Annotated in this window: 10 protein-coding genes and 2 tRNA genes; 1 reads left to right on the top strand and 11 read right to left on the bottom strand. The window is 67.9% G+C overall.

Features of this window, described 5'->3' with window-relative positions; all coding sequences use genetic code 11:
- Nucleotides 1–126 precede the first annotated feature (126 nt).
- Nucleotides 127–834, bottom strand: coding sequence for a rhomboid family intramembrane serine protease (locus tag DEI89_RS04850; protein WP_258368742.1), 708 nt, complete (start codon nt 832–834; stop codon nt 127–129).
- A gap of 149 nt (nt 835–983) precedes the next feature.
- Nucleotides 984–1,523, bottom strand: coding sequence for a peptidylprolyl isomerase (locus DEI89_RS04845; protein WP_110902911.1), 540 nt, complete (start codon nt 1,521–1,523; stop codon nt 984–986).
- A gap of 114 nt (nt 1,524–1,637) precedes the next feature.
- Here DEI89_RS04845 and DEI89_RS04840 point away from each other — a divergent pair, with 114 nt between their 5' ends.
- A complete protein-coding gene (locus DEI89_RS04840) occupies nt 1,638–2,198 on the top strand; it encodes a hypothetical protein (RefSeq protein WP_110902910.1) in 561 nt (186 codons plus the stop codon).
- A 505-nt stretch (nt 2,199–2,703) separates the two neighbouring features.
- Here the strand turns inward: DEI89_RS04840 and DEI89_RS04830 are convergent.
- From DEI89_RS04830 to dnaN, 9 genes are all read right to left on the bottom strand, one after another.
- Nucleotides 2,704–2,776: transfer RNA gene (locus DEI89_RS04830), tRNA-Ala, on the bottom strand.
- 53 nt (nt 2,777–2,829) lie between these two features.
- Nucleotides 2,830–2,906: transfer RNA gene (locus tag DEI89_RS04825), tRNA-Ile, on the bottom strand.
- Between the two features lie 72 nt (nt 2,907–2,978).
- Nucleotides 2,979–3,386: a DUF3566 domain-containing protein gene (locus DEI89_RS04820; RefSeq protein WP_110902908.1), complete on the bottom strand. Its 408-nt coding sequence runs from the start codon at nt 3,384–3,386 to the stop codon at nt 2,979–2,981.
- Complete coding sequence (gyrA, locus tag DEI89_RS04815) at nt 3,379–6,063, bottom strand: DNA gyrase subunit A (RefSeq protein WP_181421500.1); 2,685 nt, start codon at nt 6,061–6,063, stop codon at nt 3,379–3,381. The genes DEI89_RS04820 and gyrA overlap by 8 nt, the downstream gene beginning before the upstream one ends.
- 112 nt (nt 6,064–6,175) lie before the next feature.
- Nucleotides 6,176–8,194, bottom strand: coding sequence for a DNA topoisomerase (ATP-hydrolyzing) subunit B (gene gyrB / locus DEI89_RS04810; protein ID WP_110902907.1), 2,019 nt, complete (start codon nt 8,192–8,194; stop codon nt 6,176–6,178).
- Between the two features lie 133 nt (nt 8,195–8,327).
- On the bottom strand, nt 8,328–8,828 hold the full coding sequence (locus DEI89_RS04805) for a DUF721 domain-containing protein (RefSeq protein WP_110902906.1): 501 nt from the start codon (nt 8,826–8,828) through the stop codon (nt 8,328–8,330).
- Nucleotides 8,828–10,057, bottom strand: a complete 1,230-nt coding sequence (gene recF / locus DEI89_RS04800) for a DNA replication/repair protein RecF (RefSeq protein ID WP_110902905.1) — start codon at nt 10,055–10,057, stop codon at nt 8,828–8,830. The genes DEI89_RS04805 and recF overlap by 1 nt, the downstream gene beginning before the upstream one ends.
- 37 nt (nt 10,058–10,094) lie before the next feature.
- Nucleotides 10,095–10,979, bottom strand: coding sequence for a phosphogluconate dehydrogenase (NAD(+)-dependent, decarboxylating) (gene gnd / locus DEI89_RS04795; protein WP_110902904.1), 885 nt, complete (start codon nt 10,977–10,979; stop codon nt 10,095–10,097).
- Nucleotides 10,980–11,049: 70 nt separating this feature from the next.
- Nucleotides 11,050–12,210: a DNA polymerase III subunit beta gene (dnaN, locus tag DEI89_RS04790; protein ID WP_110902903.1), complete on the bottom strand. Its 1,161-nt coding sequence runs from the start codon at nt 12,208–12,210 to the stop codon at nt 11,050–11,052.
- Between the last annotated feature and the right edge of the window lie 353 nt (nt 12,211–12,563).

The following is a 12,563-nucleotide window of genomic DNA, read 5'->3' as shown; positions in this document are numbered from 1 at the left end:
TGGAGAACTGATGTGCGCTTCGCTCCGGCGTCCGACCGCACCGGTCGGTCGCCAATGCAAAACGCCCCACCGAAGCGAGCGGTGGGGCGTTCTGCGAAGCCGTCGGGGCCGGAGTGTGCTGAGGCGTCAGCCGGTGGTGACCGCGTACCCGACGAAGCAGAGCGCGATGGCGACCACGGCCTCCAGTCCGAGCAGCGCCACCTGCAGGCCACGCTGCCGGACGTTGCGCGTCCGGGCGAACACGAACCCGGTGACGAAGCCGGCGATGATGCCACCGACGTGCGCCTGCCACGAGATGTTCGTGCCGGGCAGGAAACCGATCACCAGGTTCAGGCCGATCACGACCAGGAGCGACACGGCGTTGTTGCCGAGGCTGCGCTGCAGGACGAAGAACGCCGCGAACAACCCGAAGATCGCGCCAGACGCCCCGACGACCCAGGTACCGGGTGCCAGGAAGGTGACGAGCACCGAGCCGCCGACCCCGGCGATGGAGAACAGCGCCAGGAACCGCCACGTCCCGAGCATGTTCTCGAGCATCCGACCGAAGATCAACAGCGCCCACATGTTGAAGGCGAGGTGCAGGAACGTCGAGTGCACGAAGAGCACGGTCACGATTCGCCACGGCTGCGTCGGGAGCAGCGCCGAGTTGTACGCAAGCCACTGGCTCAGGAACCCGCCGGACACCCGGTCGAGCAGCCACACGACCACCGACACGGCGATCAGGACGACCGTCGCCTTCTGGTCGAGCATCGCGAACCGGCGCCGAGCGACCGTCAGGCTGCTCGGACCGGACGCACGACGGTTCTCGGTGAACTTCGCCCGCTGCTCACGCACGCACTCGGGGCAGTGCACCCCGACCGCTGCCGGCGTCTGGCACTCCGGGCAGATTGTCCGCCCGCAGCGTTGGCAGAGCACGAAGCTCGGCCGGTCCGGGTGCCGGTAGCAGGTGTTGGGCGAAGCCGAGGTGGAGTCGGTCACTCGGTTCAGACGTCCTCGACGTCGATGCTCTGGATGACGACGTCCTCGACGGGCTTGTCACGACCGTCGGTCGGGACGCCCTCGATCACGTCGACGACGGCACGGGACTCGTCGTCGGCGACCTCACCGAAGATGGTGTGCTTGCCCTGCAGCCATGGGGTCGCCACCGTGGTGATGAAGAACTGCGAGCCGTTGGTGCCACGGCCACCCTGGAGGCCGGCGTTCGCCATGGCGAAGATGTAAGGGTTCTGGAAGGTGAGCTCCGGGGAGATCTCGTCGTCGAAGCGGTAGCCCGGGCCGCCGATGCCCTGGCCGAGCGGGTCGCCGCCCTGGATCATGAAGTCCTTGATGATGCGGTGGAAGACGACACCGTCGTAGAGCTTGTCGGTCGACACCTTGCCGGTGCCGGGGTGCGTCCACTCCTGGGTGCCGGTCGCGAGACCGACGAAGTTCTGGACGGTCTTCGGTGCGTGGTTGCCGAACAGGTTGACGCGGATGTCGCCCTTGTTGGTGTGGATCGTTGCGACAGCGGTGTGCAGAGACATGACCTGATTCTCGCATGTGCCGCTGGATGTGCACGGGACGCACAGCCGGGGTTCCGTGACCTGTCAGGCGCTCGGGTGGCAGTATGGGGTCACGTCGACCCATGGAGGTACCGAATGTCGATCGACATCCCGCGTAAGCGCCGGAAGCAGATCAAGAAGCTCAAGGGCAAGACCGCGACGCTCCTCGGTGAGCAGCGCAAGGTCCTGGAGCACGCGAACGCCATCCTGGCCGAGGCCCGGGGGCACGCAGCAGATGCCGCTCGGAAGGACCTCGCCCCTCGCGTGCAGAACGCGATCGACAACGGGCTCCGTCCCGCAGTCGCAACGGGCGTGCACGCCGCGACCTCTGCAGCGCAGAGCGCTTCGCACCGTTTCCAGTCCGAGGTGGTGCCCGGCCTCATCTCCACCGCCGGCTCCGTGCTCAGCGTCGGAGACCTGGCGAAGGACCCGCGCGTGCAGAAGATCGTGAAGGAAGCACAGAAGCGCGGCGGGAAGTTCCTCAAGCAGGCTCCCGTCCCGCAGAAGAAGGGCATCGGGTTCGGTGGGGTCGCCCTCATCGTCGTCGGTGTCGTGGCGGTCGCCGGTGCTGCGTACGCCGCGTACCAGACGCTCCGCGCTGACGACGACCTCTGGGTCGCCGACGACGCGGACAACGCGGGCAAGCCCGCCGCCTGACCTCCTGGTTCGCTCGAAGGGCCCCGGCACTGCGCCGGGGCCCTTCGTCGTTCCCGGGGCCCGGGGCCCGGTCACCGGCCCCGACCCGAGCCGCCCGAGGTCGCACGACTCGCCGCCGCCCCGACGCCGAGGTCCCACAATCCGCGCAGCTCGAGCGCCGAGAGCAGCACATTCCGGGACCTCGACGGACAGCGCGCGGCACGTCGCGCGACCACGGCGCGACCGACGAGGGTGACACCACGTGGGGACCGACGCCCCGGCGAGCACGGCACCCCAGCAGAGCCCCCGGACGCGCGTCGTGTCGGAGTTCGAGGTCGCACAACACGCCGTGACCCGATCGCTGAGGTTCCACAATTCGTGCACCTCGACCGCCGAGAGCTACCCATTCCGGAACCTCGACGGACAGCGCACGACGCACGCGCCGCACGGGCGGCGGCGCGGATGAGCACGACGACCGAGACTGGCGGAGCGAGGAACGAGTGGAGCAGAGCTCACGCCGAGGGAGTGGAGCCTAGGAGATTCGAACTCCTGACATCTGCCTTGCAAAGGCAGCGCTCTACCAACTGAGCTAAGGCCCCGGAGCGACCGGACCGGACGCAACGTCGAGAGTTCCGACGCGGGAGTTGAGTTGTGGTGGGGCTACAAGGACTTGAACCTTGGACCTCTTCGTTATCAGCGAAGCGCTCTAACCGCCTGAGCTATAGCCCCTCAGACCGGATGAAAGCCTACCCCACGATCGCGCCTGAGCGAAATCGAGCGGGTCGGCCCACCCGGGCCGGGTCAGTTGTTGGTGAAGCCCACGAGCACGCCGCCCGTGATCCGCACGCTGAGGTTGTACAGGACGCTGACGATCGCGCCGAGCACGGTCCCGACGACGACGTTCAGGATGCCGACGACGATCGAGAACCCGAGGACCTGGCCGAGCGAGAACTGGTCCATGATCGAGTAACTGTTCTGGCCGGTGACGTCCTTCAACAGGCTGTCGATCTGGTCGAAGACGCCGGTCTGGTTGAGGATGACCCACACCAACGCCGTGGCCACGACGATCACGATCGAGCCGGCCAGGGCGATGAGGAAGGACAGCTTCACCATCGACCAGAAGTCGACGTAGACCAGGCGGAGTCGGACCTGACGAGTCCCGACGGGCCGCTTCGCTTTCCGCTGGAGCTTCTCGGCGACACTACTCATTGCTTGACTCGTCCTCTCCGGCCTCGACAGGCGCGGCGTCGGTGGGCAGTGCGTCGGTGGAGACTTCCTCCACGAGCTCTGCGTCGGCGGCGTCGGCGACCGCTTCGTCCGGGCTGACGGTCTCGACCGGGCCCGCGGGCTCGATCTCGGCGTCCTCCTGGTCGTCCAGGTTCCGCTCACTGTTGCGGGCCACAGCGATGATCCGGTCGTTCTCCGCGAACCTCGCGAAGACGACCCCCATCGTGTCCCGGCCCTTGGCTGGGACCTCGGCCACGGCAGACCTTACCACCTTGCCCGATTGCAGCACGACGAGCACTTCGTCGTCCTCGCCGACGATCAGGGCACCGACCAGGTCACCGCGATCGGCGGCCAGACGCGCCACTTTGATGCCGAGACCACCACGACCCTGGATCCGGTACTGGTCGACCGAGGTGCGCTTGGCGTAGCCACCCTCCGTCATGACCCAGACGAACCCGTCGTCCGCGACGACCGAGGCCGACAGCAGCGAGTCGTCCCCGCGGAAGGACATGCCCTTCACGCCGGAGGTGGAGCGCCCCATCGGACGCAGCGTGTCGTTCGTGGCGGTGAAGCGCAGCGACATCCCGTGGCGGGACACGAGCAGCAGGTCGTCGTGCTCGTCGACGAGCAGCGCAGAGCGGAGCTTGTCGCCCTCGCGCAGGTTGATGGCGATGATGCCGCCGGTGCGGTTCGTGTCGTAGTCGGTGAGCGCCGTCTTCTTCACGAGGCCCTGCTCGGTCGCGAGCACGAGGTACTGAGCCGCCTCGTAGTCGCGGATGTCGAGGACCTGCTGGATCTTCTCGTCCGGCTGCAGGGCCAGGAGGTTCGCCGAGTGCTGGCCCTTGGCGTCGCGCCCGGCCTCCTGCAGCTCGTACGCCTTCGCCCGGTACACACGACCCTGGTCGGTGAGGAACAGCAGCCAGTGGTGCGTCGTGGTCACGAAGAAGTGCTCGACGACGTCGTCCGCGCGGAGCTGGGCACCGCGGACCCCACGGCCCCCGCGGTGCTGCGAGCGGTACTGGTCGCTGCGAGTGCGCTTGACGTAGCCGCCACGGGTGATGGTGACGACGACCTCTTCCTCGGGGATGAGGTCTTCCATGCTCATGTCGCCGTCGAAGCCGAGCATGATCTCGGTGCGACGGTCGTCCCCGAAGCGGTCGACGATCTCGGTGAGCTCGTCGATGATGATCGAGCGCTGCCGCTCCGGGCGGGCGAGGATGTCCTCGAAGTCCGCGATCTTCAGCTCGAGCGCCTCGGCCTCTTCGTGGATCTTCTGGCGCTCGAGGGCGGCCAGACGACGCAGCTGGAGTTCGAGGATGGCGCGGGCCTGGATCTCGTCGACCGAGAGCAGCTCCATGAGGCCGTTGCGGGCCTCCTCCACGTCGGGCGACCGACGGATGAGGGCGATGACCTCGTCCAGCGCATCGAGCGCCGCCAGGTAGCCGCGCAGGATGTGCGCACGCTTCTCGGCCTCGCGCAGGCGGAACTGGGTGCGGCGGACGATGACCTCGACCTGGTGGTCGACCCACGCGCTGATGAACCCGTCGAGCGCCAGGGTGCGCGGGACACCGTCGACGATCGCGAGCATGTTGGCGCCGAAGTTCTCCTGCAACTGCGTGTGCTTGTACAGGTTGTTGAGCACGACCTTCGCGACCGCGTCGCGCTTCAGCACGATGACCAGCCGCTGACCGGTGCGCCCGGAGGTCTCGTCGCGGATGTCGGCGACGCCGGCGAGACGACCGTCCTTCACGAGCTCGGCGATCTTGATCGCCAGGTTGTCCGGGTTGACCTGGTACGGCAGCTCGGTGACGACGAGGCAGGTGCGACCCTGGATCTCCTCGACGCTGACGACGGCGCGCATCGTGATCGATCCGCGGCCCGTCCGGTAGGCGTCGACGATCCCGCGGGTACCGAGGATCTGCGCCCCGGTCGGGAAGTCCGGGCCCTTGATCCGCTGCATCAGGGCCTCGAGGAGCTCTTCACGCGTCGCGTCGGGGTGCTCGAGCGCCCAGACCGCGCCGGCAGCGACCTCGCGCAGGTTGTGCGGCGGGATGTTCGTCGCCATGCCGACCGCGATGCCGACGGAGCCGTTGACGAGCAGGTTCGGGAACCGGGCCGGCAGGATCGACGGCTCCTGCGTACGACCGTCGTAGTTGTCCTGGAAGTCGACGGTCTCTTCCTCGATGTCCCGCACCATCTCGAGCGCGAGCGGCGCCATCTTGGTCTCGGTGTACCGCGGGGCCGCGGCGCCGTCGTTGCCCGGGGACCCGAAGTTGCCCTGGCCGAGCGCGAGCGGGTACCGGAGCGACCACGGCTGCACGAGGCGGACGAGTGCGTCGTAGATGGCGCTGTCACCGTGCGGGTGGAACTGGCCCATCACGTCGCCGACCACGCGGGAGCACTTCGAGAAGGCCCGGTCCGGTCGGTACCCGCCGTCGTACATCGCGTAGATCACGCGGCGGTGCACGGGCTTCAGGCCGTCGCGGACCTCCGGCAGGGCGCGTCCGACGATGACGGACATCGCGTAGTCGAGGTACGAGCGCTGCATCTCGAGCTGCAGGTCGACCTGCGAGATGCGGTCACCGGAGACGACGATGTCCCCGCTGGAGCCGTGCACGATCTCGGGCTCGTCGGCACCGTTCTCGTTGTCGTCAGCCATGTGCTTGCGTTGCCTTCCTTGACAGCCTGGAGGCTCGTCGTCCGTAGGTCGCGCCGGGCGCGACCACGAGGGGTCGGGACGGGTCGACGCGGCTCGCGCCGCGCCTCCCGGCCTAGATGTCCAAGAAGCGGACGTCCTTCGCGTTCTGCTGGATGAACTGGCGACGGGACTCGACGTCCTCGCCCATCAGCGTCGCGAAGACGCTGTCCACCGCGGCGGCGTCCTCGAGCGTGACCTGCAGGAGCGTGCGGGTGTCCGGGTTCATCGTGGTGTCCCAGAGTTCCTTGTAGTCCATCTCGCCGAGGCCCTTGTAGCGCTGGATCCCGTTGTCCTTCGGGATGCGCTTGCCGGCGGCGATGCCGGACTGCAGCATCGCGTCGCGTTCACGGTCGCTGAACACGTACTGGTCGGCCGCGTTCGACCACTTCAGGCGGTACAGCGGCGGCTGCGCGAGGTACACGTAGCCGCGCTCGATGAGCGGACGCATGTAGCGGAAGAGCAGCGTGAGCAGCAGCGTGGTGATGTGCTGGCCGTCGACGTCGGCATCGGCCATGAGCACGATCTTGTGGTACCGGGCCTTGTCCGGGTCGAAGTCCTCACCGATGCCGGCGCCGAACGCCGTGATCATCGACTGGATCTCCTGGTTGGCCAGGGCGCGGTCGAGCCGGGCCTTCTCGACGTTGAGGATCTTGCCGCGCAGCGGCAGGATCGCCTGCGTCATCGGGTTGCGCCCCTGCACGGCGGAGCCACCGGCGGAGTCACCCTCGACCATGAAGATCTCCGACAGGGTCGGGTCCTTCGACTGGCAGTCCTTGAGCTTGCCGGGCATGCCGCCCGACTCGAGGAGTCCCTTGCGCCGGGTGGTCTCACGGGCCTTGCGAGCGGCGAGCCGGGCCTGCGACGCCTGGATCGCCTTCCGCACGACGTCGCGCGCCTGCGTCGGGTTGCTCTCGAACCAGTGGGTGAGCTCCGTGCCGACGACGCGCTGCACGAACGACTTCGCCTCGGTGTTGCCGAGCTTGGTCTTCGTCTGGCCCTCGAACTGCGGTTCGCCGAGCTTGATGGAGATGACGGCGGTGAGCCCTTCACGGATGTCGTCACCCGTGAGGTTGTCGTCCTTCTCCTTGATGATCTTCGCCTCGCGCGCGTAGCGGTTGACGAGCGTGGTGAGCGCCGCGCGGAAGCCCTCTTCGTGCGTACCGCCCTCGTGCGTGTTGATCGTGTTCGCGAAGGTGTGGACGCTCTCCTGGTAGGAGGTGTTCCACTGCATCGCGACCTCGAGCGCGATCTTGCGCTCCGGGTCCTCGGACTCGAAGCCGATCACGTCGGGGTGGACCAGGTCGGCCTTCTTCTGCCCGTTGAGGTACTCGACGTAGTCGGCCAGGCCGCGCTCGTAGCGGAACGAGTCGTGGCGGGACTCTTCGCCCTCGTCGGGGGTGCGCTCGTCGTGCAGCGTGATGCGCAGTCCCTTGTTGAGGAACGCCATCTGCTGGAACCGGCCGCGCAGGGTCTCGTAGTCGAACTCGACCGATTCGAAGATCTCGGCGTTCGGCCAGAACGTGATCGTCGTGCCCGTCTCGTCCGACGGTTCGTCCTGCGACAGCGGCGCCACGGGGACGCCGTCGGTGTAGCTCTGCCGCCAGACGTGTCCCTGCCGGCGGACCTCGACGTCGAGTTCGCTCGAGAGCGCGTTCACGACGGAGGATCCGACGCCGTGCAGACCACCGGAGACCGCGTACCCGCCGCCGCCGAACTTGCCGCCGGCGTGCAGCACCGTCAGCACGAGCTCGACCGTCGAGATGCCCTCGTTGGGGTGGATGTCGACCGGGATGCCTCGACCGTTGTCGACCACGCGGACGCCACCGTCTTCACGGATGGTGACGTTGATGGTGTCGCAGTAGCCGGCGAGGGCTTCGTCGACGGAGTTGTCGACGATCTCCTGGACCAGGTGGTGCAGACCGCGGGGACCGGTGGACCCGATGTACATGCCGGGGCGCTTCCGGACGGCTTCGAGCCCCTCGAGCACCTGGATCTGGTCTGCGCCGTACGATGGTTCGCTCTTCGGGGCCTGCTCCTGCGGCTGGGCCTCGTCGTTCTGCGGGTCTCGCTGGTCGTCAGATTCAGATGTCATGTCGGGAGTGCTCCTGCCTGCGCGCGGAACGCCCGCACACTGCACTTCCCAGTCTACCGCAGGGAGGGCTCCGTCCGGGGGCCGTACGCCTCACAGAGCGACGAATCCCATACCGATGGATGATTTCGTCTGGTCAACCGTAGGTATCGCGAGGGCCGCGCCCCTGGACCGACCTGAGGCCGCGTTTCCACGTGGGGGCGTCCGGCCCCGAAACCCGGATCGACTCGACCCCTGCCGCCGGGTACCGCTGTGCGATGGTCGTCGTGACCGTCCCGCGCATCAGTCGGAGCTGCGTTGCCCAGGCCGTCGAGTCGCACCGGATGACCAGCGCGCCGTCCTCGATCGTCACCGGTGTGGAGTGCTTCGCGAGTTCGTCACCGACCACGCTCGGCCAGTCCACGAACAGTTCGGAACGCGCCAACGGCTCCGTCCAACCGAGCTCAGCGGTGAGGGCGCCCATCACGTCGCCGAGGCCCGCGGGCTCCCGTCCCTTGCCGTACGGCACGGAGTCCGGGTCCTGTCCGGCGGCTCGGCGGCGTCGGGCATCGAGGCCGCGCTTCGACGGGTCACCGAAGACGGCTTTGAAGTGCTGGTAGACGCGGGAGGGTTCGGCGGGCTTCCGGGGGGTGGGCATCAGGACGCCGCCGGGTCCGGTTCATGGGCGACATCGGGCCGGGAGGCACGGTCCACGTCCGCCTCGTCGGTCACGATGGCGCCAGCCTCGATCCGCACTGTGTGGGCGGTGAGCTGGCCGGGGACGTCGCCGTGCACAGCCGCAGTGATGAGCACCTGCTCGTAGTCGGCGACCGCTCCGGCCAACCGCTCACGCCGCGATTCGTCGAGTTCGGCGAACACGTCGTCGAGGATGATGATCGGGTCTCCGAGCGAGGACTCGGCGCGGAGGATGGTCGCCGAAGCGAGCTGCACGGCGAGTGCGAACGACCAGGACTCCCCATGACTGGCGTACCCGCGGGCCGGTAACCCGTTCAGCTCGAAGAGCACGTCGTCCCGGTGCGGACCGGTGAGGGTCAGCCCCCGGTCCAGCTCGTCCCGCCGCCGCCGCTCGAGGGCGGCTCGGAAGGCCTCGGCAGCGGAGGCGATGGTGACCGGCTCCTCCGGGGTCCCGAGCACCGGGTCGGTCGCAGCCGCGTCCTCCGGGTCGGCACCGCGGACACTGAGCACACCGGCTATCGACGCCTGGTGTCGCTCGCCGGCGACCGTCGCGTACGACTCCGTCACGAACGGGGCCAGCCGCCGCGTGAGGTGGTCGCGCGCCGCGATGATCTCGGCGCCGAACTCGACGAGTCGGTCGTCCCAGACGTCGAGCGTCGAGAGCGCGGTGGCCTTCGCCCCGGTCGCCCGCGCCGACTTCAGCAGGGTGTTCCGCTGGCGGAGCGTCCGGTCGTAGTCGGCGAGGACGCCCTGCATGCGCGGGGCGATCTGGACGAGGAGCTCGTCGATCATCCGACGGCGCCCGGACGGTTCGCCGCGGACGAGCGCCAGGTCCTCCGGCGCGAAGAGCACGCTCGTGCAGTACCGCGGCAGTTCACGTGGCTTGATCGCCGACCGGTTCACCTGCGCCCGGTTCGACCCGGTGCGGTTGATCTGCACCTCGGCGAGGATGCTCCGGTCCTCGTGCGCGAGCCGCGCCCGCACGATCGCGGAGTCACAGCCCTGCCGGACGAGCGCGGCGTCGGTCGGGACCCGGTGCGAGCCGAGGGTCGAGAGGTACCCGATCGACTCGACGAGGTTGGTCTTGCCCTGACCGTTGCGGCCGACGAACAGGTTCGGCCCGCGTGCGAAGTCGACGTCCGCCTCCCGGTAGTTCCGGAAGTCGGAGAGCTGGAGATGGTCGACGTGCACGCGGGCCGAGACGGGTCGAGGGGGTTACCCCGACCGACTACGCCTTCTTGACGGCGTGGCCGCCGAACTGGTTGCGCAGGGCCGCGACGGCCTTCATCGTCGGGGACGCACTGCCCTGACGCGAGACGAAGCGGGCGAACATGGCCGCGGAGAGCGCCGGCATCGGCACCGCGAGCTCGATGCCCTCTTCCAGGGTCCAACGACCCTCGCCGGAGTCGTCGACGTAGCCCTCGATGGCGTCGAGCTTCGGGTCCTCGTTGATCGCGAGGACCATGAGGTCGAGCAGCCAGGAGCGCACGACGGTGCCGCGCTGCCAACCGGCGAAGACGGCGGGGACGTCGGTGATGATGTCCTTCGCCTCGAGGAGCTCGTAGCCCTCGCCGTACGCCTGCATGATCGCGTACTCGATGCCGTTGTGGACCATCTTCGCGTAGTGCCCCGCGCCGATGCCGCCGGCGTGCGAGAAGCCCTCTTCGCGCGGGCCCTCCGGGCGCAGCGCATCGAAGACGGGCATGGCACGCTCGACGTCGGCGACGTCACCGCCGGCCATCATGCCGTACCCGTTGTCCTTGCCCCAGATGCCGCCCGAGACGCCGACGTCCATGTAGCGGATGCCCTTGGCGTCGAGCTGCTTCGCGTGCACCTCGTCGTCGAGCCACTTCGAGTTGCCGCCGTCGATGACCAGGTCACCCGGCTCGAGGACCTCGGCGAGGTCGGTGATGACGTCGTCGGTGATCTTCCCGTGGGGGACCATCACCCAGACCAGGCGCGGCCCGGTGAGTGCCGCTGCCAATGCGCCGAGGTCGGCGACGTCCGACACGGCGGGGTTCGCGTCGTACCCGACGACGTCGATCCCTGCGTTGCGCAGACGCGCACGCATGTTGTTGCCCATCTTCCCGAGGCCGACAAGACCGATCTGCATGATTTCCTCTTCTTCGTCGATGTCGCGCTGATGCAGGTGGTGGCGCGTCAGCGCAGGATCCCCGTTGCGACTAACGCAGCAGGAGGTTGGGCTGGAGCAGGTACCGGTATCCGTCCGTGGCCGGTTCCTCTCGCGAGGACTGACCGGTGATCAACACCGGTCCCGGCTTGTTCGGGTTCTCCGTCTTGGTGAAGGAGATCCGGACGAACTCGGAGTGCACTGCATTCAACCCGTCGAGGAGGAAGGCCGGTTTCAGGGAGACAACCGTTTCCTCACCGGTCAGCAACGCATCGATCGACTCTGACGCCTGCGCTTGTTCGGAACCGATCGCCTCGAGCGTGAGCCCGTCGACCGTGAAGGAGAACCGGAGCGCGGCTTCGCGCTCCAGGACGAGGGAGACCCGTCGGACGGCTTCGACCAGTTCCGCGGTGTTGATCACCGCGTGGTCCTGGACCGTCTCGGGGAACAGCCGGCGGACCGGCGGGTAGTTGCCCTTGATGAGCAGGGAGGTCACCGTCTTGTCGTCGGCGTGGAACGCGATGAGTTCGCGGTCGGAGCCACCGCTGATCGAGACCGACACCGTCGTGGCCGAACCGAAGGTGCGACCGACCTCCTGCAGCGTCCGGGCCGGGACGAGGGCGTGGAGGGTCGTGGCTGGGTCGCCGTCGTTGCCGGCGCGGCCCGAGTCCCACTGGATGGTGCGGACCGCGACGCGGTAGCGATCCGTCGCGATGAGCGAGACGTCGTGTTCGCCGACCTCGAGCTGGACACCGGTGATGACCGGGGTGACGTCGTCACGGCTGGCGGCGACGGCCACCTGCGAGACGGCTTCGGAGAAGGAGTCGCCGGGGATGACACCGGTCTGCGGACCGATCTCGGGGAGCGTCGGGTACTCCTCGACGGGCATCGACAGCAGCGTGAAGTGCGCCGAGCCGCAGGTGACCGTGATCCGGGAGTCCTCGGTCGAGAAGCTGACCGGGGCGTTCGGCAGTCGGCTCGCGATGTCGTTCAGCAGTCGGCCGGAGACGAGCACCGTGCCCGGGTCGTCGATCTGCGCGGCGATCGACGTCTGCGCCGAGACCTCGTAGTCGAACGACGACAGCGTCAGACGATCACCGTCGGCGTGGATCAGCACACCGGACAGGATCGGGAGGGTCGTGCGCTGTGGGAGGAGTTTCACCGCGAAGGAGACGGCTTCGGAGAAGACGTCCCGGTTGACCTCGAACTTCACGGCGTGGACCCCTGTCGATCGGTTGACTGCCCGGCCGCCCCATTGTGGCACAGCGTCGGCAGACCGCCGATCCGTGTCATTCGCCGTCCCCAGAGGTTGGCCCAGGGAGATGGAGAGAGAAGAGAGGAGTAATGGTCTTAACGCCTGTGCACACTGTGGACAACTCTGGGGATGCCGCTCCCCAACTGGGAACTACAACCGTGTGACTTGTTGGTGGCGTGTGAGCGACCTCTGGATGAGCAAATGTCGTCTATCCACTTCTCTCCCCAGTTTCCACAGGCGCCCCTCTGGCTGTGTACAAGCGGGCGGCGTGTCCTCCACAGTTATCCACAGGCTTTCCACACTGTGGGGAA

Origin of the sequence: Curtobacterium sp. MCBD17_030, from assembly GCF_003224255.1 — a bacterium.
In the GTDB taxonomy this organism is placed as follows: domain Bacteria; phylum Actinomycetota; class Actinomycetes; order Actinomycetales; family Microbacteriaceae; genus Curtobacterium.
This window is presented reverse-complemented; position numbering and strand designations above follow the sequence as displayed.